At 68.8% G+C, this 22925-nt stretch carries 23 protein-coding genes and 1 pseudogene; 14 read left to right on the plus strand and 10 right to left on the minus strand.

The features are described from left to right. Positions 1-33 precede the first annotated feature (33 nt). From ACZ5ZX_RS18975 to ACZ5ZX_RS18990, 4 genes are all read left to right on the plus strand, one after another. Entirely contained in the window at positions 34-732 is a 699-nt protein-coding gene (locus tag ACZ5ZX_RS18975) for a succinate dehydrogenase cytochrome b subunit (RefSeq protein ID WP_465503301.1), read from the plus strand. Positions 733-734: 2 nt separating this feature from the next. Beyond that, positions 735-2663, plus strand: coding sequence for a fumarate reductase/succinate dehydrogenase flavoprotein subunit (locus tag ACZ5ZX_RS18980; RefSeq protein ID WP_465503302.1), 1929 nt, complete (start codon positions 735-737; stop codon positions 2661-2663). Further along, positions 2660-3394 carry a succinate dehydrogenase/fumarate reductase iron-sulfur subunit gene (locus tag ACZ5ZX_RS18985; protein ID WP_465503303.1) on the plus strand — a complete coding sequence of 245 codons (735 nt, stop codon included), beginning with the start codon at positions 2660-2662 and terminating at the stop codon, positions 3392-3394. The genes ACZ5ZX_RS18980 and ACZ5ZX_RS18985 overlap by 4 nt, the downstream gene beginning before the upstream one ends. Before the next feature lie 82 nt (positions 3395-3476). Beyond that, entirely contained in the window at positions 3477-4406 is a 930-nt protein-coding gene (locus tag ACZ5ZX_RS18990; RefSeq protein WP_465503304.1) for a DMT family transporter, read from the plus strand. Here ACZ5ZX_RS18990 and ACZ5ZX_RS18995 read toward each other — a convergent pair. Then, positions 4403-4843 carry a MarR family winged helix-turn-helix transcriptional regulator gene (locus ACZ5ZX_RS18995; protein WP_465503305.1) on the minus strand — a complete coding sequence of 147 codons (441 nt, stop codon included), beginning with the start codon at positions 4841-4843 and terminating at the stop codon, positions 4403-4405. The genes ACZ5ZX_RS18990 and ACZ5ZX_RS18995 overlap by 4 nt on opposite strands. A gap of 63 nt (positions 4844-4906) precedes the next feature. Between ACZ5ZX_RS18995 and ACZ5ZX_RS19000 the strand changes: the two genes are divergently transcribed. Next, a complete protein-coding gene (locus ACZ5ZX_RS19000) occupies positions 4907-5275 on the plus strand; it encodes a VOC family protein (RefSeq protein ID WP_465503306.1) in 369 nt (122 codons plus the stop codon). Beyond that, positions 5268-5453, plus strand: coding sequence for a hypothetical protein (locus ACZ5ZX_RS19005; RefSeq protein WP_465503307.1), 186 nt, complete (start codon positions 5268-5270; stop codon positions 5451-5453). The genes ACZ5ZX_RS19000 and ACZ5ZX_RS19005 overlap by 8 nt, the downstream gene beginning before the upstream one ends. A gap of 135 nt (positions 5454-5588) precedes the next feature. Here the strand turns inward: ACZ5ZX_RS19005 and ACZ5ZX_RS19010 are convergent, their stop codons facing one another. Both ACZ5ZX_RS19010 and ACZ5ZX_RS19015 read right to left on the minus strand, forming a co-directional pair. Then, on the minus strand, positions 5589-6179 hold the full coding sequence (locus ACZ5ZX_RS19010; protein ID WP_465503308.1) for a hypothetical protein: 591 nt from the start codon (positions 6177-6179) through the stop codon (positions 5589-5591). Between the two features lie 80 nt (positions 6180-6259). Beyond that, a complete protein-coding gene (locus tag ACZ5ZX_RS19015) occupies positions 6260-7585 on the minus strand; it encodes a hypothetical protein (protein ID WP_465503309.1) in 1326 nt (441 codons plus the stop codon). Between the two features lie 393 nt (positions 7586-7978). On the opposite strand from ACZ5ZX_RS19015, the pseudogene ACZ5ZX_RS19020 reads away from it, so the two are divergent. Continuing rightward, positions 7979-9043 (plus strand): annotated as a pseudogene (locus ACZ5ZX_RS19020) (transcription termination factor Rho, short form); the annotation flags it as partial. 9 nt (positions 9044-9052) lie between these two features. On the opposite strand, the gene ACZ5ZX_RS19025 reads toward ACZ5ZX_RS19020, so the two are convergent. After that, the gene (locus ACZ5ZX_RS19025) at positions 9053-9622 is read right to left on the minus strand and encodes a dihydrofolate reductase family protein (RefSeq protein WP_465503310.1); all 570 of its coding nucleotides are present in this window, start codon (positions 9620-9622) and stop codon (positions 9053-9055) included. A 143-nt stretch (positions 9623-9765) separates the two neighbouring features. Between ACZ5ZX_RS19025 and ACZ5ZX_RS19030 the strand changes: the two genes are divergently transcribed. The 4 genes from ACZ5ZX_RS19030 (at position 9766) to ACZ5ZX_RS19045 (ending at position 12126) form a co-directional block, all read left to right on the plus strand. Further along, positions 9766-10425 carry a HEAT repeat domain-containing protein gene (locus ACZ5ZX_RS19030; protein ID WP_465503311.1) on the plus strand — a complete coding sequence of 220 codons (660 nt, stop codon included), beginning with the start codon at positions 9766-9768 and terminating at the stop codon, positions 10423-10425. Positions 10426-10434: 9 nt separating this feature from the next. Beyond that, entirely contained in the window at positions 10435-11448 is a 1014-nt protein-coding gene (locus tag ACZ5ZX_RS19035) for a HEAT repeat domain-containing protein (RefSeq protein ID WP_465503312.1), read from the plus strand. A 51-nt stretch (positions 11449-11499) separates the two neighbouring features. After that, positions 11500-11835, plus strand: coding sequence for a cupin domain-containing protein (locus ACZ5ZX_RS19040; protein ID WP_465503313.1), 336 nt, complete (start codon positions 11500-11502; stop codon positions 11833-11835). 72 nt (positions 11836-11907) lie between these two features. Next, on the plus strand, positions 11908-12126 hold the full coding sequence (locus tag ACZ5ZX_RS19045) for a hypothetical protein (protein ID WP_465503314.1): 219 nt from the start codon (positions 11908-11910) through the stop codon (positions 12124-12126). A 9-nt stretch (positions 12127-12135) separates the two neighbouring features. On the opposite strand, the gene ACZ5ZX_RS19050 is transcribed toward ACZ5ZX_RS19045, so the two are convergent. Further along, on the minus strand, positions 12136-12909 hold the full coding sequence (locus tag ACZ5ZX_RS19050) for a TetR family transcriptional regulator (RefSeq protein WP_465503315.1): 774 nt from the start codon (positions 12907-12909) through the stop codon (positions 12136-12138). Between the two features lie 39 nt (positions 12910-12948). Between ACZ5ZX_RS19050 and ACZ5ZX_RS19055 the strand changes: the two genes are divergently transcribed. Beyond that, a complete protein-coding gene (locus tag ACZ5ZX_RS19055) occupies positions 12949-13467 on the plus strand; it encodes a glycogen operon protein GlgX (protein WP_465503316.1) in 519 nt (172 codons plus the stop codon). A gap of 9 nt (positions 13468-13476) precedes the next feature. Here ACZ5ZX_RS19055 and ACZ5ZX_RS19060 read toward each other — a convergent pair whose 3' ends face one another. Further along, entirely contained in the window at positions 13477-13716 is a 240-nt protein-coding gene (locus tag ACZ5ZX_RS19060) for a hypothetical protein (protein ID WP_465503317.1), read from the minus strand. Positions 13717-13970: 254 nt separating this feature from the next. Here ACZ5ZX_RS19060 and ACZ5ZX_RS19065 point away from each other — a divergent pair, with 254 nt between their 5' ends. Continuing rightward, positions 13971-15095 (plus strand): S1 family peptidase, encoded by a 1125-nt coding sequence (locus ACZ5ZX_RS19065; RefSeq protein ID WP_465503318.1) that lies wholly within the window; start codon positions 13971-13973, stop codon positions 15093-15095. Between the two features lie 42 nt (positions 15096-15137). Here ACZ5ZX_RS19065 and ACZ5ZX_RS19070 read toward each other — a convergent pair whose 3' ends face one another. Next, positions 15138-15932, minus strand: a complete 795-nt coding sequence (locus ACZ5ZX_RS19070; RefSeq protein ID WP_465503319.1) for a helix-turn-helix domain-containing GNAT family N-acetyltransferase — start codon at positions 15930-15932, stop codon at positions 15138-15140. A gap of 104 nt (positions 15933-16036) precedes the next feature. Between ACZ5ZX_RS19070 and ACZ5ZX_RS19075 the strand changes: the two genes are divergently transcribed. Beyond that, the gene (locus ACZ5ZX_RS19075) at positions 16037-17395 is read left to right on the plus strand and encodes an FAD-dependent oxidoreductase (RefSeq protein ID WP_465503320.1); all 1359 of its coding nucleotides are present in this window, start codon (positions 16037-16039) and stop codon (positions 17393-17395) included. A gap of 485 nt (positions 17396-17880) precedes the next feature. Here the strand turns inward: ACZ5ZX_RS19075 and ACZ5ZX_RS19080 are convergent, their stop codons facing one another. From ACZ5ZX_RS19080 to ACZ5ZX_RS19090, 3 genes are all read right to left on the minus strand, one after another. Beyond that, positions 17881-19167 carry a GDSL-type esterase/lipase family protein gene (locus tag ACZ5ZX_RS19080; protein WP_465503321.1) on the minus strand — a complete coding sequence of 429 codons (1287 nt, stop codon included), beginning with the start codon at positions 19165-19167 and terminating at the stop codon, positions 17881-17883. Between the two features lie 95 nt (positions 19168-19262). Further along, positions 19263-19958 carry a glycoside hydrolase family 12 protein gene (locus tag ACZ5ZX_RS19085; RefSeq protein WP_465503322.1) on the minus strand — a complete coding sequence of 232 codons (696 nt, stop codon included), beginning with the start codon at positions 19956-19958 and terminating at the stop codon, positions 19263-19265. A gap of 536 nt (positions 19959-20494) precedes the next feature. Then, positions 20495-22912, minus strand: a complete 2418-nt coding sequence (locus ACZ5ZX_RS19090; RefSeq protein ID WP_465503323.1) for a glycoside hydrolase family 95 protein — start codon at positions 22910-22912, stop codon at positions 20495-20497. Positions 22913-22925: the final 13 nt, after the last annotated feature.

Raw genomic sequence — 22925 nt, forward strand, 5'->3', positions numbered from 1 at the left:
CCCTCTGGTCAACGTGGTCCTAGCGTCGGTCAGGTGTCCACGGAACTCGCTGTCCCACCACGAAAACCCTCGGCGATCGGCCGGTTCTGGGCGTCGACGATCGGGAAGAAGACCGTCATGGCGGTGACCGGCCTGGGGCTGGTCGCCTATCTGTTCGCACACATGCTGGGCAACCTGAAGGTCTTCCTCGGCGCCGCCGCGATGAACGAGTACGCCGCCTGGCTGCGCACGATCGGCGAGCCCGTGCTGCCGTACGGGGTCTTCCTGTGGATCATGCGTGTCGGCCTGGTCGTCGCGGTGGTCCTGCACATCACCGCCGCCGCTCAACTGTCCATCAGGGACCGCAAGGCGAGACCGGTCCGGTACGTACACCGGCAGCGGGCACGGGCGAGTTTCGCCACGAGCACGATGCGCTGGGGCGGCGCGACGCTGGCGGTCTATGTGGTCTGGCACATCCTGGACCTGACCGTGGGCGTGGCCAACCGGGATTACGTCGACGGCCAGCCCTATCACAACATCGTCGCCGACTTCAGCGTCTGGTGGGTCAACGTGATCTATATCGTGGCGCAGCTGATGCTCGGATTGCATCTCAACCACGGCTTCTGGAGCGCGGCCCGCACACTGGGCTCCGCAAGGCCCGAGATGAAGACCGTCGGCACTCTCGTGGCCGTGGTGATCACCGGCGGCTTTCTCGCCGTCCCGATCGCCGTGATGACCGGATTGGTGGCCTGACCATGATCGAGCACAGCGTCGGCTCCCCCATCGCCGACACCAAAGCACCGGACACCGACCTCGAGCGGCGTTGGGCGGAAAGGAAGTTCACCGCCAAACTGGTGAATCCCGCCAACCGGCGCAAGCATCGGGTGATCGTGGTCGGCACCGGGCTCGCGGGCGCGTCGGCCGGCGCGACGCTGGCCGAGCAGGGCTACCACGTGACGCAGTTCTGCTTCCAGGATTCTCCTCGCCGGGCGCATTCCGTGGCCGCGCAGGGCGGGATCAACGCGGCGAAGAACTACCGCAACGACGGCGACTCCGTCTATCGGCTGTTCTACGACACGGTCAAGGGCGGTGACTTCCGATCGCGGGAGTCCAATGTGTACCGGTTGGCGGAGATCTCCACGCAGATCATCGATCAGGCCGTCGCCCAAGGAGTGCCGTTCGCCCGTGAGTACGGCGGCCTGCTCGACACGCGCTCGTTCGGCGGCGTGCAGGTCCAGCGCACGTTCTACGCCCGGGGCCAGACAGGTCAGCAGTTGCTGCTCGGGGCCTACCAGGCGCTGTCCAGGCAGATCGACGCCGGCGGCGTCGATCTGCACGCCCGCACGGAGATGCTGGACCTGATCGTCGTGGACGGCCGCGCGCGGGGAATCGTCGCCAGAAACCTGATCACCGGAGCGGTCACGACGCATCTCGCCGAGGCCGTCGTGCTGGCGACCGGCGGCTACGGCAACGTGTTCTATCTGTCCACCAACGCCAAGGGCTCCAACGCGAGCGCGATCTGGCGCGCGCACCGCCGCGGCGCCTACTTCGCGAATCCGTGCTTCACGCAGATCCACCCCACCTGCATCCCCCGCACCGGCGAGCACCAGTCGAAGTTGACGTTGATGAGCGAGTCGTTGCGCAACGACGGCCGGATCTGGGTGCCCAAGCGCCGGGACGACAACCGGCCGCCTGGGCAGATCCCGGAAGACGAGCGGGACTACTACCTGGAACGGATGTATCCGAGCTTCGGTAACCTCGTGCCGCGCGACATCGCGTCCAGGGCGGCGAAGAACCGTTGCGACGACGGCTTCGGGGTCGGGCCGGGCGGGCTGGGCGTGTATCTGGACTTCGCCGACGCGATCGCCCGCCTCGGCCGCCCCGCGATCGAGGCCCGCTACGGCAACCTCTTCGACATGTACCAGCGGATCACCGCCGAGGATCCGTATCAGGTCCCGATGCGCATCTACCCCGCGATCCACTACACGATGGGCGGTTTGTGGGTGGACTACGACCTGCAGAGCAGCATCCCCGGACTGTTCGTGATCGGCGAGGCGAACTTCTCCGACCACGGCGCGAACCGGCTCGGGGCCTCGGCGCTGATGCAGGGCCTGGCGGACGGCTACTTCGTGCTGCCGACCACGATCAACGACTATCTCGGCGGCACCTCGCTCGACGCCATCAGTCCCACGCATCCGGCGGTCACGGTGGTCGAAACCGAAGCCCGGGACCGGCTGGACCGGCTGCTCTCGGTCAACGGCACGAGGACCGTCGACGATTTCCACCGTGAACTGGGCCTGCTCATGTGGGACCACTGCGGTATGTCCCGCACCGAGAGGGGACTACGCGAAGCCTTGGCCCGCGTGCCCGAACTACGGGCGGAGTTCTGGCGTTCGGTCCGCGTCCCCGGCACGGCCACCGAGCTCAACCAGGAGCTGGAGAAGGCCAACCGCGTCGCGGACTTCCTCGAACTGGCCGAGCTCATGCTGCTGGACGCCTTGGTGCGTGAGGAGTCGTGCGGCGGCCACTTCCGCGAGGACCACCAGACCGCCGACGGCGAGGCGTTGCGGGACGACACCCGCTTCAGCCACGTCGCAGCCTGGGAGTACGGCGAGAAACCCGTGCTGCACCAGGAAGAACTGACCTTCGACCATGTTCACCCCACGCAACGGAGCTACACGTGAAAATCACCGTGCGCGTCTGGCGCCAGTCCGGACCCGAGGAACGCGGGCGGATGGTCTCCTACGCCGTCGACGATGTCAGCCCGGACATGTCGTTCCTGGAGATGCTGGACGTCCTCAACCAAGACCTGATCACCAGCGGTGAGACGCCGGTGGCGTTCGACCACGACTGCCGGGAGGGGATCTGCGGCTCCTGCGGGGTGGTCATCAACGGGCAAGCACACGGTCCGGAGCGGACGACGACCTGCCAGTTGCACATGCGGGCGTTCCGCGACGGCGCTGTCATCGACGTGGAACCTTGGCGTGCCAAGGGTTTCCCGGTGGTCAAAGACCTGGTCGTCGACCGATCGGCCTTCGATCGGATCATCCAGGCAGGCGGCTACGTCACCGCGCCGACCGGCAGCGCCCCGGACGCGCACGCCACGCCGGTCCCCAAACCGGACGCCGAGCTGGCCTTCGACAACGCCACCTGTATCGGCTGCGGCGCGTGCGTGGCGGCCTGCCCGAACGGGTCGGCGATGCTGTTCACCTCGGCGAAGGTGACCCACCTGAACGTGTTACCGCAAGGACAGCCCGAACGGGAACAGCGCGTGCTCGACCTCGTCGCCGCGATGGACGACGAAGGATTCGGCGGCTGCACCAACACCGGCGAGTGCGTGGCGTCGTGCCCGAAGGGAATACCGTTCGACAGCATCGCCAGGCTGAACCGGGAGTACCTGCGGGCCTCACGCTGACACTGTCCTCGGCGAGGAGGTCGCATACGCCGTAGCGGAGCGGGGTACCCCTGACCCATCGGCGAACGAGGGAGGCGGAGCCGTGGGATCGTCGGCCTATCCCGCCGAACCGGCCACGGCGGTGCGGCCCAGCACCTCGCCACCCGCGGGCGTGTGGTGGAAAGCAGGCTTCGCTGTCCTGTTCACCTGCGTGTGGAGCAGCGGGTTCATCGTCGGCACCATCGGTACCAGAACCGTCGCCCCCGGCACCCTCGGGTTCTGGCGATTCCTCGTCGCCACGGCCGTCTTGGGCGCCATCGTCCTTCTCAGCAGAGCACCGTGGCCCCGCAGGCCTGCCGCGTGGATCCACCTGTTCGTCACCGGGTTCCTCCTGCAGGCCTGCCAATTCGCCGGGGTCTTCCTCGCGCTCCAGCTGGGCGTGTCCGCCGGGATCACCTCACTGATCACCGACGCCACACCACTGGTCGTCGCCGCGGCAGCCGTCCCTCTGTTCGCCGAACGCCTCCACCCCTGGCAAATCATCGGACTCGTCCTGGGCTTCGCCGGAGTCGCCGCCGCCGTGAGCACCGACCTCGCCGGCTTCGGCACGACCACCGGCATCCTCGCGGCCGTCGGCGGTCTCGCCGGATCCGCAGGAGGCACGCTCTACCAGAAGCGATTCGGCGAGCACATGGACCTGCGCACCGGCATGTTCCTCCAACTGGCCGCCGCCACCATCGGCATCACGCCGCTCACCGCGGTCTCCGGCGGCTTCGCTCTCCCGCTCACCCCGGTCGCCATCGGCACCGTCATTTGGCTCGCCCTCATCGGCTCGATCGCCGCCTTCGTGCTGCTGTTCTCACTCCTCGAACGCCAGCCGGGCGCGAGCGCCACCAGCTACCTGTTCCTCGTCCCACCTGTCACCGCCCTCGCCGGAGCGCCCCTGCTCGACCAGCGCCTCACCCCTGGCGCGCTCCTCGGATTCGGCCTCGCGACCGTCGGCGTCGCCCTGGTGACCCGGCGAACGAGTTAGCCTTCGCGCAGGGAAAGGACCATGCTCCGCAGGATCCGGAACGCGTTTGCCTGCTCGGTCTCGCTCAAGCCTGCCAGCATCCTGACCTCCACGGACCGGACCGCCGCGGTCGCCTTCTCCAGACTCCGCCTGCCGCGAGGTGTGAGCCGCGCGGGAAGGGCCTTCCCGACGGGCGCTTCCGCGGGCCTGATCACCTGGCCCTCTCGCTCCAGGGTCTGGAGAAGCACGTTCATCGACTGCCGGGTCACGAACGCGCCCCGCGCGAGCTCGGAATTGGACAAGCCCGGCCGCTGCGCCAAGAGTTCGAGGCAGGAGTAGTGCGTCACGCTCATCCCGAGCGGGCGCAGCACCTCCTCCATGGCCGCGCGCAACGCGCTTGACGCCTCCTTCAGCAGGTAGCCCAGTGACTTGTCCAGGTCGACCCCGTCTTGACTCATGTCAGTATTCTGACATACAGTGCTTCGTGTCAGGAACCTGACACGAAAAGAAGGAGCAGCATCTTGCCAGCCACCGGCCCCGACTTCCTCTCACTGCAAGCGCGCGACCTGGACGCTTCGCAGGCGTTCTACGAGCGGTACCTCGGCCTCGTCCGCTCGCAGGCCGGACCTCCGCACGCCGTGGTGTTCGAGACGAAGCCGATCGCCTTCGCTCTCCGTGAGGTCATTCCCGGCACCGATCTCGCCTCGGTCCCCCAGCCCGGCATCGGTGCCGCGATCTGGCTCCACGCCACCGACGTCCAGGCCATTCACGACGCTCTCGTCGCCGACGGCCACACCATCGTCTCCGCACCGATCGACGGCCCCTTCGGCCGGACGTTCACCTTCGCCGACCCCGACGGCTACCAGATCACTCTCCACGACCGTGGCTGAGGCGAGCATCCTGGTTTTCGGGCTCATCGCTTCGGGGTTGGACGGCGACGTGGCAGGGTTCCTGGCGAGTCTCGACGAAACCATCGCCGCCGGGCTTTTCGCCCGGGTCGGTGACGATCCCTCCCCGCTCCTCGGCAGGGCGACGACAAGCCTCGTCGAGGGACTGAAGGCAGCGTGAACCGCGGGGACGGCGCGGGCCAATCGGCTCGCGCCGTCCCCGCTCCCGATCAGCGCCTCTGGATCACGTCGGAGCGTGTCGCGAAGCCCCTTACACAAATGCGGGTTCTCCTTCGGGACACGAGCGGCGGCCGCTTCACAGTGCCGCGCGTGTTCTGCCGCGCAACCACAACTCGCGCCATCGGTGGTGCGCGAGCAAGGTCTGGAACTCGGGGCGATGCGCGGAAAGTCGAGGGTCTACGCCACAAACGAGACAGGGGAAGTCCGCGGCCAGCGACTGTCCACAAGCGCGGCACGTCTCCGCCGGATCGACCCCGGAGTCATAGGCTGCGATCACCCGCCGGACCACGACGGCCAACCGGTCTGTCGGGTGTCTTTCGAAGTCGGGGCAGTAGGCGATCGTTCCGGCCCAGCTACGCCACCGGTCGGCACGGGGAGGTGTCCGGTGCCCGGCGGCCTTCTCCCGGCGGCGGCGCGCGATGTAGGCCTCGACCTGCGCCCGCCAGACGAAGCGGGCTTCCTCCAGTTCGCCCACCATGCGCAGCAGTGGCAGCGGGCCCTCGGCGACCCCCTCCCGCCCGTCCGCGCTGACGACCAAGTGGTGCCAGGTGGCGCGGAAGCCGTACGGCGCGAAACACAACACGCACTCTCGCAGCGACAGAAACCTGTCGCGCGGCGCCAGGTCGGTGTCGCGAACCCGACGAGCCGCGGCGGGAAAACTCGTCACCGCGCCACCCTATAAGGCGGCGACATCTCCGATGTACCGGAAATGTCGCCGCCGCTCGTTTGTTACCGCTGGTCTACCCGTCAGCAGGTGCAGACGCCGCCGTTGTTGACGCCCGCGATGCCACTGGCGCCCGCGAGACCGCTCGCACCGGACGGAGTGGCGATGGTGTCCGCGCCGTCGTTGATGGTCCCGGAATTCCCGAGACCGCCCGCGCCCGCGGCGCCGCCGATGCCACCAGGACCGCCGGGACCGCTGCAACCGGTGCCACCGTTACCACCGTTGGCGCCGTTGCCGCCCTTGCCACCGGTGGCGGTGATGCTGTCGACACCGGTTCCGCCGGTGAGCGTGCCGGAATTCCCGATCCCGCCGGCACCGCCGGCGCCACCGACACCGCCGGCACCACCAGGCTGGACAGCGGCGGAACCGTTGCCGCCCTTGCCACCCACGCCACCGTTACCGCCGAGTCCGCCATTGCTCTTGAGCGTGTCCACTCCGGCACCACCGCTGATGGTCCCGGCGTTCCCGACACCACCGGCTCCCCCGGCACCACCGACACCCCCGGCACCGCCGCCGTGTCCGCAACCGCCGACACCCCCGGCCGCGCCGACACCCCCGGCACCACCGTTGGCGGTCACGTTGTCGAGACCGGCATCGACGAGATCACCGGTGAAGGTTCCGGAGTTCCCGACGCCACCGGCCGCACCCGCGCCACCGATACCCCCGGCACCCGCGCCACCGGCGACCATGCCGCTGTTGGCCCCGAGCCCACCGAGACCACCGTTGCCGCCCTTGCCCGCGGTGAAGACGACGGTGTCGTTGCCCGCACCACCGGTGACATTCCCGGCGTTCCCGGCACCGCCGATCCCGCCGACGCCACCGCTGCCTCCGGCACCACCGGCGCCACTGGCGAATCCGGCGCCGCCCACGCCACCGTTGCCTCCCTGACCTCCGGCACCGCCGAGGACGGTGATGCTGTCCGTACCGGCCCCGCCGTCGATGACACCGCCGGTCCCCACGCCGGCGCCGCCGACGCTCCCGGCGCCGCCGTTGCCTCCGGCGGAACCCGCGGGGGTGCCGGCGTCCCCGGCCGCTCCTGGAGGCCCGTTGCCGCCCGCCACACCGGCGACGCCGGTGACTCTGATCGTGTCGTTACCGCCGAGGCCGTTCACCGTGCCGTTCACGGCACCGCCGGTGATGGTGATGATGTTGTTCGCCGAGGTGCCGTCCAGTACCTGCCCGGAGGGAACCCCTGCGGTGCAGGTGAAGTTGTCGCCGGTTTGGGTACACCCCGGCGGCAGTGCCCATGCCTGGGCCGGTACGAGAAGCGCGAACCCCGCCGCGGTACCCAAACCGATCAGGGCCCGGCCCGCCCGGCCCGCCGTGCTGATACGTGCTGTCGACGTCATGATCAACCTTCCACCCATGAGGGAGTCCGCGACTGATGCCACGGACCTGCGAGGTGGTGTGATGACCGGAGTCTGGGGCCATTGCCCGGTGCCGCATGGCTGAGGGCACCGGATCAACCAACACCCTCGATATGACCGACCCTTCGCCCTTTTACCCGAGCTGGCAAGGAAAATCGCGTCCGGCCACCCATACGTGGACAGGTTCCCCCCAATGCCAGCGCAGTCGCGCCCGGGCTTACCGGGTTGCGCGGCGACTCCCGGCTGGGATACCGTTGCGATGTTCCTCTTGGCGGATGCAGGCAGAGCCTCCCGCGAGAGCATCTCTCAGTTCCCTTCTCACCTTGAAGGTTTCTTCCGGCGTGTCTTCGCCGTTTCTCCCAGTACAGAAAGAACTTCATCATGACCATCAACGGAATACTCGATATCGTGCGCGACCGCGCACACGTCCGGGCGGACGGCTACCTGCCCGGTCCCGGCGACGTACCCGTCCCGCAGAAAGTGGTCCGCGCCCTGGGCCTGCGCCGCGGCGACCTGATCTGCCTCGGCGACAACGACGAGGTGACCGCGGTCAACGGCCGCGACCCGCACCCGGTGCGGCGCCGACCCCACTTCGCCGACCTCGTTCCGCTCTACCCCAACGAAAGACTGCGGCTGGAAACCGAGTCCCACGCCCTCACCACCCGAGTGATCGACCTGGTGATGCCGGTCGGCAAGGGGCAGCGCGCCCTCATCGTCGCACCGCCGAAAGCCGGGAAAACCACGGTGCTGCAAGCGATTGCGCACGGCATCAGCAAGAACCACCCGGAATGCCACCTGATGCTGGTGCTGGTCGGCGAACGACCGGAAGAGGTCACCGACTTGTCGCGCGCGGTACCCGGAGAGGTGATCGCCGCCACCTTCGATCACCCGCCCGCCGAGCACACCGCACTCGCCGAACTCGCCATCGAGCGGGCGAAACGGCTGGTCGAACAGGGCCAGGACGTCGTGGTCCTCCTGGACTCGCTGACCCGGCTCGGCCGTGCCTACAACCTGGCCGCACCGGCCTCCGGCCGCATCCTCTCCGGCGGCGTGGATTCCACCGCGCTCACCCCGCCGAAACGGTTCCTCGGCGCCGCGCGCAATATCGAAAACGGCGGCTCGCTGACCATTTTCGCTACCGCGTTGGTCGATACCGGCTCCACCGGCGATACCGTCATTTTCGAAGAGTTCAAGGGCACCGGCAACGCGGAACTGCGCTTGGACCGGCGGCTGGCGACCAAACGCGTATGGCCGGCCGTCGACCTCGCGCAATCCAGCACCCGCCGGGAGGACCTACTGGTCTCCGCGGGCGAAACAGCCGCCGTCAGCGCTCTTCGCCGGGCCCTCGATGGCCGGGACGACGCCATCGAGACCCTGCTCGGTGGTCTCCGGAAAACCGAGACCAACCACGAATTCCTGACCCAGCTGACTCGCCCGTAGACCGCTGCGTTATTTCTTGATTTCGTAGCGCAGAATCGTCAGTCCGTTTTCGAACAAGGTGGCCTCGATCGGCTTCAGGTCTCGCCGGTCCTCGAAAAGGCGCGTCCCCTTGCCGCGTGAGACCGGGCAGACCAGCATCCGGACTTCGTCGACGAGACCGGCGTCCAGCAGCGAGCGCATGAGTGTCAAACTCCCCCACAGCCAGATGTCCTTGCCGTCCTGCTCCCTGAGCTCCCGGACGGTGGCGGCGGGATCGCGCGTCACGGTCGCGGCGGGAAAGCCACCCCAAGGAGCCTCGTCGAGTTTCGACGAAGCGACGTACTTGGTGAGGTTGTTGAGTTTCCTGCCGTACTCGCCCTGCCCCTCTGCGTTCGCCCAGCCGTCCTTGGCCGCGTGGTAGGTGTTGGCGCCGAGAATCAGCGTGTCGACCGAATCGATGAATCCCATCAAGGTGTTCTGGAAGGGATTGTCGGTGACCTCGTCGTCGAACGGTTCCGGCGTCACGAAGCCGAGCCCACCGTCCTCCTCCGCCACGATGTTGTCGACGGTGACCCACTGCTGGACTACGAGCTTTCGCATGGCTGTCCTCCCTGTCCGTGCGGCCACTCCGGCCGCATCCGCCCCGGGGACGGAGCCGTCCCGCCGGTCTCGACATCCCGGACAGAATTTTTTTCGCGGACTTGACCTTGACACCGTGACAACGTCTTCACTGGGTGCAGGAGGTGGTCACGATCAACACGACACCCAAGACCCCACAGGACACGCGGCTACTCGACGCGCTGAGCGCGGACGACTCGTCGACGCGGCTCAAGGCCGCGCTCGCGGCGGGCACGCACCCGGATCCCGGCTTCGCCGACGTCCTGCTGGCACGGTGCGCGATCGAGCCCGATTTCTTCGTGCGGGACATGCTCACCTGGGCGCTGACCCGGCTGCCCTCGGCGGTCACGGTGCCCAAACTCCGCGCGGAGCTGCGTTCCGAGCTCGCTCAGGCCCGGAGCCAGGCCCTGCACACGCTGTCCAAGATCGGGGACAAGGCCGTGTGGCCCGCGATCACGCGGTCCTTGCTGCACGACGCCGACGACGAGGTGGCCCGAAGCGCCTGGCGTGCCGCTGTCGTCCTCGTCCCCGACGGGGAGCGGGACGGACTGGCCGTCGAGCTGGCGGCGGAGTTCGGTCGCGGCGACCGTACTGTGAGACTGAGTCTCAGCCGAGCGCTCACCGCGCTCGGGGACGTGATCGAGCCCGTCCTGCGCAAGGGACTGGCGAGTGAGGACCTCGCGGTCTGTGCGCACGCCCGTGCCACGGAGCGGCTTCTTCGCGACCCGGACGCCGGGTTCGACGAGGCGAAACGGATCGTCGCGCTCGGCGCGGAAGGGCAGTGAGGGAGCGACATGCTGATCGGCGAGGTGGCGCGCCGCTCGGGGGTGAGTGCCCGGATGCTCAGGCATTACGACACCCTCGGGCTGGTGCGGCCGACAGGTCGCACCGTCGGCGGCTATCGGGAGTATTCCGCCGAGGACATCCGCCGGATCTTCCACGTGGAATGCCTGCGGTCCCTCGGCATGTCGCTCAGCGAGATCGGACGCGCGCTGGAGGATCCCGCGTTCGCGCCGTCCACGCTGGTCGGTGACCTCATCCGGAGGACAGAGGACAGGCTGAAGCGGGAGCAGGAGCTGCTCGAACGGCTCCGCTCTGTCGACGCCTCGGCGCCTTTCGACTGGCAGGACGTCTTGCGGATCGTCCAGCTCCTGCACGGGCTCAACTCCCCCGATGCCGCACGCCGTCAGCAGGCCGTCCTCGCCCCGGCCGAGGACGTGCCGGTTCCCGCCGAGCTGCTGGCCGGGGCGGTCCTCACCGAATCCGATCCGAACGTCGCCGGCGCCCTGCGGTGGGCCCTCGCCCGAGCCGGCGCCGACGGTCTGGCGAGTTTGGTGTCCGGAGCGCGTTCGGAGAACGTCGACGTCCGGCGGCGCGCGATCCTCGCGATCGCCGACCTGCCCGACGCCGAGGCGACCCAGGTGCTCACGGACGCGCTCGAGGACCCGGACACGACGGTCCGCAAACAGGCCGCTCTGGCACTGGGCAACCGTGGCCAGACCTCGGCCGTGCCGTCACTCGTCCGCATGGTGGTCGAGGGCACCAACGACGTCGAGGCGGCCGAGGTCCTGGGAACGCTGTCCTCGGCCCCGGGGTGCGCGGACCGGATCATGGGCGCGCTGATCGACGCACTCTCCGCGCCCGACGCGGAGCCCGCCGCGCGGATGCGGCTCACCCAAGCACTCGCCGAAATGCCGACGAGCGCCGCGCGGGACGTCCTGCGGCGGCTGGCCCACGACGACGATCAGTCGGTCGCCCGGCTCGCCTCGGCACTCGCGGCCGTCCTCGCCGAGCGCGCCGGCGGCTGAAACCCCGCCGACGATCTGCGACCGCGCCGGCCGGCCACTACGCTCGACGCCATGAACGACCGTCCCGAAGTCGCGGACGTCGAAGTCCTGGCCGCCGAGCTGCTCCTGAAGGCTCGCGAACACCACTCCCGGCGCGCCGCCAAGACCCTGGTGGCGGGGGTCGCCCAGCGAGTCACCCTCATCGCGCTCGCCGAAGGCGCCGAGCTGGCGGAGCACGACTCGCCCCCGGCCGCCACGCTGCACGTCGTCACCGGACGGGTTCGCTTGAGCACCCACGACCACGACCGGTTCCTCGACCGCGGTCAGCTCACCGCCGTCCCGCCCGAGCGGCACAGCCTGACCGCTTTCGTCGACAGCGCCGTCCTGCTCACCGTCGCGCTCCGCTGAGCGGCGGAACCCCCACGAACGATGGACGCCGATTGAATCCGGGGCCGGCCGGGTACCTCTCTGATCATGTGGATGGCGCTGCTGACACCGATGGTGATCATGACCTTCACCTTGGCCATGGAACGCGTGGAAGCGACCGTGCCGACGAGACTCCGCGCCGCCCGCGACGACCAGCGCCGGACTCGAACTCGTCCTGCCCGGCGCGAGACCGCGACCGGCTGGACCGCGGTCCCGGAGCGGACTCCCGCCAAGCGGGTCCACCGCCTCGGAAGCGTTCCGGCCACCCAATGACACTCAGTGTCAATTCGGGGCGGCCGTCTTGCCGTCGCCCTGGCCCCTCTCTTGTTTGCACAGCGCCGCGCTGACCTGCGCGATCACCTCGGGCAAGGACGCCGACGAACTCATCACCGCGACCACCGTTCCGTCGCCGCCGCCCGTCGACGGCCGGGTGGTCCGGAACGCGTCGATGACCAGCGCGAACGCTTCGGCGGCACCGGCCTCGATGTCCTCTTGGCCGCCACTGCGCAACCATCGGCGGAGTACGTGGTTGTTGGCCGCCGCGATCGCCGCCGCGGCCACGGCCGCGCGCAAGGCCGCCATCGTGTCGCCTTGCTCCTCGAACCGCCGCTGCAGGTAGCGCGCGAGGACGCGCTGGTAGCGGTCGACGGTCGCGACCTCCTTGTCCCGCAACGATGGCACGGTACGGGTCAGGGTGAAGCGCTTGAGGGAGCCGTCGAGGTCGGCGGCGTAGGAATCGAGGACCAGGCTGACCGCGGCGCAGGCCACCTCAACCGGGTCCCGCGAGGGATCGGCGGCGGCGAAGGCCTCCTCCATCTCCGCCACGATCTCGTCGTGGTTGGCGAAGAGCACGTCGTCCTTGGCGTCGAAGTACCGGAAGAACGTGCGGCGCCCGATCCCCGCGGCGGCGGCGATCTCGTCGATGGTGGTGGCCTCGTAGCCGTGTGCCACGAACAGGTCCACGGCCGCGGAGGCCAGCGAGCGACGCAGCTGCCGTCGTCCGGCGGGGGTCGCCCCGACCCGGGTCACCGGCGTGCGACGCGACGAATCCGTCATGGCCGGAACGGTAACAGTCCGGCTTGCTAGTGACACTCAGTGCCGTTAGGCTGGGAGGTACCCCACTCCGCCGAGCTGAAGGCGTCGACGATGACCCTCGACCAGCAGGTACAGCCCACCGAGTCCACACTGCGGGACGCGACCGCCGAAGACTTCGACGCCTACTACGGCAAACTCTTCGGCTGGTCGGTGAAATGGCTGGGGTCCCGGCCGTTCCTGGCGCTGGAGAACGGGATCTGCGCCGCGACGCTCCCCAAGCTCAGCGCCGGACCGGTCCTCGACCGTCTCGCGGCCACCGGCTGCGACGGGCCCGCTTTCGTCGTCCCCTCACGACAGGGGCGGCGCGTGGCCATGCTCGCGGAGACCGACGGCCTCATTCCCCCTCGCTCCGCCTTGCCGAGGGACGTCGAGGTGCTCGCAGGGGGCGCGCTGCTCCCGCTGCCGGTCGGGAACCGGCGAGTCGACTCCTCGCCGGAATGGGTGACGGCGCCCGACCCGCGGCAGCGGTGGCTTCCCAGTCTGAGCGCCGTCCTCGCCGGTATCCACGCCTGCCGGTGAACCGACGCGTCAGGCGCTGACTTCGTACGACATCCCGGTCACGGCCCGTGCGCGCCGCGACACACTGCCCGCCTGAACCGGAGCGGTGAACACGCTGCGCGGCGGGGCGGGCCTTTCGTCGTCGGACTGGTCGAGGGCATCGAGCCCGTCGTGCCAGCGCGCCCAATGCGGGGCGCACAGCCCCAGCCAGAACTCCGCGTCCTCGCAGTTCAGGCGGCGGCAAAGGTTTCTGCGGTCAACGATCATCATCACCAACGAACCCTCCTCCCCCCATCACCGCCATACGGTACCGCGAACCCCGAAGTCGTTGCCGCATCAGGGCGGATGGCGCGAATGTTGTCGCCACTGTCGCGGCGAAGCCGGTGAAGAACTTTCTTCCCTTGGCCGGCAAGGGATCTCGGAAGTCCGGACAGAAGACCGGACAATTCTCGACTCGCTCCACACCAGGGCCGCACACTCGGCGAGCAGTGTGTTTCTTTCCCCCGACCTTGAAGGAGTCCTCCATGCGTCGAAGAATCGCCCTGGCACTCGGCGGCGCCGCCGCCTTGACCGCGAGCCTCACGGCCGCCGTCCTCGCTCCCGTCGCACTGGCGTCACCCGGGCTGATCGCCGCCATGCAGCGGGATCTGGGGCTCACCGCCGCACAGGCGGAAACCCGGCTCGCCCAGGAAATGACCGCCACCCGGGTCATGCCCGCCGCGCGGGACGCCGCGGGCGCGGCGTTCGGCGGCGCCTGGTTCGATCCGGCCCGCGGCAAGCTCGTCGTCGGGGTGACCGACCCCGCGGCCGCTTCCGCCGTCCGGCGAGCCGGTGCCGAACCGGCCACTGTCGCGGTCAGCGCGGCGAAACTCGACGCCGCGAAGGCCGCGATCGACTCGTCGGTCCAGACCAAACCCGCTCCCGCCGCGGTCAGCGGCTGGCGCACCGACACCCGCAGCGGCACCGTGGTGGTCGCCGTACGTCCCGGCGCACACGGTGCCGACCTCGACGATTTCCTCGCCACGGCAAGGAAATCCGGGCCGATCACCGTCGTCGCAGCACCGGCGCCCGCTCCGTTCGCGGCGGGCACCGTCGGCGGGGATCCCTACTACATCAACGGGAACACCCGCTGCTCGATCGGATTCTCCGTCCACGGTGGCTTCGTCAGCGCCGGCCACTGCGGCGGAGCCGGCAGCTCGGTCGTGGGCTGGGACGGCTCGGCGATGGGCAGCTTCTCCGGTTCGTCGTTCCCCGGCAACGATTATTCGTTCATCCGGATCGGCAACGGCTGGTGGACCGCGCCGGTCGTCCTCGGCTGGGGCACGGTGAGCGACGCACTCGTCCGAGGATCTTGGGTCGCGCCTGTCGGCACTTCGGTGTGCCGGTCGGGTTCGACGACGCACTGGCACTGCGGGACGGTGCTGGGGCACAACGAAACCGTCAACTACGCGCAGGGCGCCGTCTACCAGATGACTCGCACCAACGTCTGCGCGGAACCCGGCGATTCCGGCGGTTCCTTCATCACCGGTGACCAGGCGCAGGGAGTCACCTCCGGCGGCTGGGGGAACTGCGGATCCGGCGGGGAAACCTGGTTCCAGCCGGTGAACGAGATCCTGCAGACCTACGGCCTCTCGCTCGTCACCGCGTAACGCGCCGGGTCCCGCCGCCACGGGACCTGGTCCACGCCGGAGCTAGTTGACCGGGCTGCGGCGTTCGAGGAAGACGGCGTCATGCCAAACGCCGTCGAGCCGCGCGACGCGTTCGCGGATGCCGACGGTGCGGTAGCCGGCACTTTGGTGCAGGGCGATACCGGCGCGATCGTCGGTGAGGACCGAAGTCTGAAGTGTCCAAAGCCCGGCGGCGTCGGCTTCGGTGACCTGTTTGAACAGCAAGGCTTTCCCCGCACCTCGGCCGCGATGACCTTCGCCGACGTACACCGACGTCTCGGCGACACCCTGGTAGCACCCGCCCGCCGAGACCGGAATCGCGGCGGTCCAGCCGACGACCTCGCCATCGAGTTCGGCGACCCAACGATGTCCGGGCAGCCCTTCCCCCTCGATCCCCTCGCCGTGGAGCCGGTGAACCGCATCCCGGTCGTCGTCGCGAAGGGCACGGATGGTGACGTCCTCCGGCAAGTTGTCCGGGCAGCACGGACGCGGCGCGAGCAGGCCCATGACCGCGTCGGCGGCGTGCGGGAGTCCGCTGCAGCAGGCCTGGTTGATCGTCACGACCGTGGCCGTGCCCTCTTTGCGCAGGTGCAGGAAGCCGACTTCCGCCAGTTTCCGCACGTGGTGGGAACAGGTGGACTGGCTGGTCCCGAGTATCTCGGTCAGCGCACCGACGGTCAGCCCTCTGCGCGAGGTCGCGACGGCGTGCAGGAGTTTGACCCGCGTCGGTTCGGCGAGGCAGGCGAACCACCCCGCGTAGGTCGCGGCTTCACGCTCGGGCAGGAGACCGGCAAGGGGAACGGGCACAACCGAGGTCATACCGCACAGTATCGACCAGAATCGATGGTTGCGTCAATCGACGCCGGTCGATACAGTCCCCCGCATCGACTTAATCGAGATGGATCGATGAAAGGTGCATGGGGATGAACGAGCTGCCTGTCGTGGTGATCGGGGCCGGTCCGGTAGGGCTGGCGGCGGCCGCCGAACTGGTGGAGCGAGGCCTCGAACCACTGGTGCTGGAACGAGGCGCGCGGGCAGGCGCGGACGTGGCGGAGTGGAATCACGTGCGGCTGTTCTCGCCGTGGTCCGAACTCGTCGCCCCCGCTGCCGGGCGGTTACTGGAGAAGACCGGCTGGACGCGACCCGGCAGCGAGGGGTATCCGACGGGTTCGGAGTGGGCCGGTTCGTATCTGCGTCCGCTGGCCGAGGCGCTCGCCGACCGGGTGCGGTTCGGCGCCGAGGTGATCGGGGTGGCGCGCCGGGGACGGGACAGGGTCGTCGACAGCGGCCGCGACGACGAGCCGTTCACGGTGCACGTCCGGTCCGCCGACGGTTCCGAGGAACGCGTCACCGCCCGGGCGGTGATCGACGCGTCCGGCACCTGGTCGACCCCGAATCCACTGGGCGGCGAAGGGCTTCCGGCGGTGGGAGAACGTGCCGCGTCGGACCGGATCGCCTACCGGGTCCCGAATCTGGCCGACGAGACGGTGCGGACGCGGTACGCGGGCAAACACGTGGTGGTCGCGGGAAGCGGCCATTCGGCGTTGACCGCGCTGGTGGCGCTGTCCGGACTGGCGAACGACGACACCCGGATCAGCTGGGTCCTGCGACGTGGCGCGGTGGGCAACACCTTCGGCGGCGGCGAGGCCGACCAGCTCCCCGCACGAGGCGCGCTCGGGCTGCGCGCCAAGGCGGCCGTGGACTCGGGGCAGATCAGGGTGGTGACCGGGTTCCGCACCGAGGTCGTCGAACGCGACGGCGATGGACGCCTGTCCCTGGTCTCGTCCTCCGGGCAGCGGATCGAGCAGGTGGACGAAGTCGTGACCCTGTCCGGGTTCCGTCCCGATCTGACCTGGCTTTCCGAGATCCGCCTCGGCCTGGACGCGACGCTGGAGGCACCGGTCGCCCTCGCGCCGCTGATCGACCCGAACGTGCACTCCTGCGGCACCGTGTACCCGCACGGCGCGAAGGAACTCGCCCATCCGGAGAGGGACTTCTACCTGGCCGGGATGAAGAGTTACGGCCGGGCACCGACGTTCCTGGCCATGACCGGCTACGAGCAGGTGCGCAGCATCGCCGCGCAGCTCGCCGGAGACCACGACGCCGCCGCGCGCGTCGAACTGCGCATGACCGAGACCGGCGTCTGCGGCGGTTCGGGCCTGTTCGACGAACCGGCCGAAGCGGCGACGAGCAGCGGCTGCTGCGCGGCTCCGCAGCCGGAGGTACTGACGCTGTCGGCTCCGTCAGCGCGGCGGGCATCGTCGTCCGGTCTCGCATCTTGATCACGACCGGTGGACCGGTGACCGAGCGGGGAAGATTCCGGACGCTCAACGGCCGGAATCTTCCCCACCCGACCACACCGGCAACCCGCACAAGCTCCACACCAGTGGGTAAGCAAAGGCGAGCCCCTCAAGGAGGCCTTCGCTGCCTGGCGGCGGGCAGGTAGCTCCCTGCTGAGGGGGGTGCGCCGCGTTACTGATCTTCGAGGCTTAGCGTCCGATTGATGACGCTCTGCGCGGTTCTGCAGGGGGTCGTGAGTAGCAAAGGGCTTGAAGCGAACCTTCTCTTCGGACCTGCTCGTGCCTGCGGCCTGGCTCGCGGGGTTGAAACCCCACCGGCGATTCGGCGGGCCGCCTAGCGTGTCCATGAAGGAATTGGGACGTTGAGTGTCCCAATTCCTTCATGGACACAAGGGCCGGCTCGGATGTTGCTCAAGGACACGCGCTCAGGTCACCGGCATGAAGCCGAGCACCACCATCGCCACCGGTTACCCGGCGAGGCGCTGCTCACCGGCAGGCGCGAGCGCGGCGGACCGGGGCAGGCCGAACACCGACAGGTCGATCGACTCGCCCAGGACGCGGTCGCCCGCGGCGTTCGGGTGGTAGCAGTCGCTCCGCCAGGCCTGACGGATCACCGTCGGATCGGCGGGATCGCGCATCACGGCGTCGAAGTCCAGCACCGCGTCGAACGTCCCGGACGTACGGATCCACTCGTTGACCGCGAGGCGGGCCTGCTCCTTCGAGCCGCCTGCAGCGTTGCACATCGGCAGGACGGTGGCACCGATCATCTTCAGCCCGGCGGCGTGCACCCTCGCCGCGATGGTCCGCATGGCGTCGATGACCTGTGCCGCGGGCGCGGCCGGCGCGTGGTCGCCGCCGCCGAGGTCGTTGGTGCCTTCCAAGAGCAGTACGTGGCTCACGCCGGGCAGTGAAAGGACGTCACGGTCGAGCCGTAACGGGGCGGGCGGGCCGCAGCACTGGTTGGTCGGGTCGTACGGGTTCGGCTGGACGCTGACCGTGTTCCCGCTGATGCCGGCGTTGGCCACCGAGAGCCGTCGACCCGGCGGCAGCTGCCCGATCCGCGCCGCCAGTACGTCGGTCCAGCGCGGGCCGCCACCGAAGGCGTTGTAGCCGTCGGTGATCGAATCGCCGAGTGTCACGATGGTGCCGCGCGCGGCGGAGACGGCGCTGACGGCGTCCACCCACCACAGGTTGCCGGGCGAGAAAGCACCGTACGCGGTCCCCGACTCGTCCGATCCCGCGTCACCGGGTCCGGCGGACAGGAACGAACCGGGGGTGTTGGTCTCCGGCGGCGGGAAGGTGTGGTCGTTGATCGGCGACCCCGGCGCGTACACGCTCACCGCGACGTGGTCGCCGGACCGCACGGTCATGGGCAGCGGGTCACTCCAGACAGTGCCGCCCGGCGGCACCGTCACCGTCCGTCTGAACCCGAACGTGGCACGGTGATTCGAACCGGGCACCAGGGCGGGCGAATGCGTCGTGGGCTGCAAACCGACCCACGCCGACCGCACGACCAGCGGGGTGCCGCCGAACGGATTGCCCAGCCGGATACGCAGCGCCGCCCCGTTCCCGGTGACGGTGAGGACGTTGCGGACCGTGACGTCGGGAGCCGTGCCGTGCACCCCTTGCAGGGAGGACTCGGTCAACGTGACCGCGTGCGGCCGGCCACCACCCGACGGCGCGGCTTCCGCCGTCGCCGGGGTCAGAACCGACGCGGCGATGGCGAGAACAGCGACCGTTCGACGCATTCGCATGGAGACACTCCCAGGCCGACGATACCGATACCGATACGGGGTTGGTCCCTGACGGGCACCGGCGCTTCGCGCGGCCGATGCCCGTCAGGAGCTGATCAGGACGAGGAAACGGAATAGCTGTTCGAGGTGAAGTTCATCCCGCCGCTGGACGAGGTGATCTCGAAACCGAACTGGACTTCACCGACCGTCACGTCGCCGTACCAGCCGCGGTTCTTGATCCAGTTCATGATGGCCAGCACGTCCACCGAACCCGCGTTCGTGTTGGAGGTCCGCAGGAAGGAGAACACCGCGTTGGCGCCATTGCTCCCCCGGTAGACGTCCCAGGTGTGGCCGCCGACGGAGACCGTGGTCTGCTTCGACCCGATCGCGCCCACCGCGCCCTGCTTGTTCATCCAGAGCATGATCTCGTAAGCGTTGTTGTTCGCCCAGATGTCGTACGCCGTCGCGTACGCGCCGCTTCCCGGCCTGGATACGTTGAAACTGCTGGAAAGGCTCCGCAGCCCGCTCAGCTGGCGGCCGATGTTCTTGGCCGAATGCGGATACGACTTCACGCCGCCGGTGTTCGGGTGGTCCGCCCAGACACCGAAGTTGCTGGAGGAGTTCGCCCAGATCGACTGCGCGCCGGCGCCGCCGCCCCAGACGTTGTTGCGGACGGTGTAACCATTGTTGGACCAGGACGCCCACTTGTCCGAGGAACTCCAAGTGGCGGCCTGTGCCGTCCCCCCGATCACCAGGGTGGCGACCAACGCCATGACGACACTGCTCATCAGGGATCGTACTGAACTACGCATGGCCGGGTTTCCTTCCGTGCACCATTGCGCGGATAGTGGTGAATTAGGCGCCGGATATCGAAGCGCTTCGACAAAGTGAAGCAGCAATTACGCTGAATGGTCAAGAGCCGCTTGGGGGGTCGCGGGTGATCCGGGACGTCAGAGCGAACCCTCTCTTAGGTACCTACTCGTATCCTGCGGACTTGCTGGCGTGAGGTGCATGATGGCCCCTTTTTTTGCGGTAGGCGCAAGGAAGGGGGCCATCATGTGCTGGGGAAGGCGTGAAGGTCGAGTTTCCTCGGCTGATCCGCGTGAAGGACCCCTTCCCTCGGCTCAGCCGAGTGAAGGGGGCCTTCACGCGCAGCCGTTGCGGCGAGTGGTGCTACTGAGGCTCGTGATGGTCGTCCGCGACGGGTGAGGCCCGGCCGCTACCAGGCTCGCCCGCCGTGGGTACTTAATTGAGGGGTAAGGCAAAGTTGTCGTGACCGATACCCCCGACTGCGCGTTCTCCCGAAGCCGCTGCTGCCGATCACTCTTGGCCAGAACGACCCAAACACTCACGAGACGAGGTAGGCACCGCCCGGTCGCGTGTCCAGCCGAATGGTGTCGGTTCCGGTCCGTGTCCACCGCACGGGTTTGCCCGTATGCGCGTCGAGGACCCGGAAAGACTTCTTGAGCAGGTCGTTCTTCAACGACACCGCGCCACCCCGGTCGGAACACAGCCTCAGCTCGACGGCCTGACCGGCTCGCCAGGTGGCGCCCACGGTGAACGCGCCACGTGCCCGCAGTCCGTTCACCTGCCCCGAGGGCCAGGCCGGCGGCAGCGCCGGGAGCAGATGCACCGTTCCGGTCTGGCTCTGCACCAGCATTTCCGCGACCGCGGCGGTGGCGCCGAAATTGCCGTCGATCTGGAAAGGCGGATGGTTGTCCCACAAATTCGGCAACGTCTGGAAACGTAACTGGTCGCGGAATGCCGCGAACGCCGATTCGCCCTTCAACAGCCGGGCCCAGAAATTGGCCTTCCATGCCCGGCTCCAGCCTGGTGCCCCAGCGCTTCCGCCTCCTTCACGCGCGGTCAGCGATTTCTCGGCGGCCGCGGCGAGTTCCGGCGTGCTGAGCGGGGAACTCTGCCTACCCGGATGCAACCCGTAGAGATGCGACACGTGCCGGTGCGTGTCGGCGGGGTCGTCGAGATCCTCTTTCCATTCCTGCAGCTGTCCCCATGATCCCACGCGCAGGCCTGGATCCAGTTTCGCCCGTGCCGCGGCGACCTGGGCACGGAAGGCCTGATCGCCACCGAGGGCCTCTCCCGCCTCCAGCACGTTGGTGAAGAGGTCCCACACGACCTGTTGCGACATCGCCGCTCCGGCGGTGTACGGGCCGTGTTCGGGTGAATAGGACGGAACCGCGACGAGTTTCCCGTCCCGGGGGTCGGCCACGAGCGAGTCCAGCCAGAACCGCGCGGCGTCCCGCAGGATCGGGTAGGCCTTCTCGCGCAGGAAGGCGCGGTCCTGGGTGAACTCGTAGTGCTCCCAGAGGTGCCTCGACAGCCAGGCCGCGGACTCGGGGAACCAGAACGCGGTCGGCCAGTCGTGGACGCCCGTGTAGTCGAAGGTGTTGGTTTCGTTGTGCAGTACGAAACCACCGGCGCCGAACATGGTCTTGGCGGTTTCCCTGCCACGCGGCCGAAGCCGGTCGATGAAGTCGAACAGCGGCGGCGTGGTCTCGCCGAGGTTGGTCACCTCGGCCGGCCAGTAGTTCATCTGCAGGTTGATGTTGACGTGGTAGTCGGACGACCACGGCGCCGACGAATACGGATTCCAGACGCCCTGCAGATTCGCCGGGAGCGATCCTGGTCGCGACGAGCTGACCAGCAAATACCTGCCGTAGTTGAAGAACAGCGCCTCCAGCGCCCGGTCGGCCGCGCTCGGCCCGCCGGTGTAGGCGGCGAGGAGCTTGTCGGTCGGCACGTTCGGCACCTGCTGGCCGATGTCGAGTGTGACCCGGTCGTACAGCGCGCGATAGTCGCGCTCATGCCGGGCGAGCAGATCGTCGAACGACCTCCGCGCCGCGGAATCGACCGTCGCGCCGACCCGCCGATGCGGGGGCACGCCGACGTAGTCCGGATACCGGTGGACGTAGTCGGTGCCCGCGGCCAGTACCAAGGTCACCGAGTCGGCACCGGACACCGTGACCCCGGAGGCGGAATCGGTCCGGCTCCCGCCCTGGTTCCGCACGAGCAGCTGCGCCTCGAGCGCCATCCCGTTGTCCGCCAGCTTGCCCGCCAGCGTCATCCGGCCGTTGGAGACGGACACGGTCGACTTCGGATGTGGCGAGGTGAGCCTCGTGGTGAACGACACCACGCCCGGCCGATCCGCGCTCACCCGGACGACGATCACGCCGTCCGGGTGACTCACGAACGACTCCCGCGTGTACCGCACCCCATCGGCGACGTAACCGACGCGGCTCAGTGCCCGGGAGATGTCCAGCTCCCGGCGGTAGTCCTTGACCTCGGCCGGTTCGGCTCCGTCCAAGTAGACGTCGCCGAAGCTCTGATAGCTGCCGTACGCCCGTTTGGGCTGTCCCAGCAACGCGGCCATCGCTTCGGGCTGCTGCGGTCCGTTCTCCAGGATCGCCTTCCGCGCTTCGGCCAGTGCGGTGGGCCGCGGCGAGTCCCAGTTGCCGCCCGTGTAGGCGGGATCGGCGCCGGGACCGCCGGACCACAGCGATTTCTCGTTGAACTGCAGATGCTCCTGTGCGATCCCGCCGTAGACGGTGGCGCCGAGCGCGCCGTTGCCGATGGGCAGGGTCTGGCTTTCCCAGTCCTTGGCGGGCTGGTCGTACCAGAGCATCTGCCGTTCCCGGGTCGGAGGCGTGCCGCAAGCCGGAGCTCCCGGCAGAGCCTGCGCGGGCAGCGGCGCGAGGACGCCTGCCAGCAAGGCGCCGACGAGCAGCGGAATCCGGACTCTCACCACGGCACGCCTCCTT

The sequence above is a fragment of the Amycolatopsis sp. NPDC033938 genome (assembly GCF_055575975.1).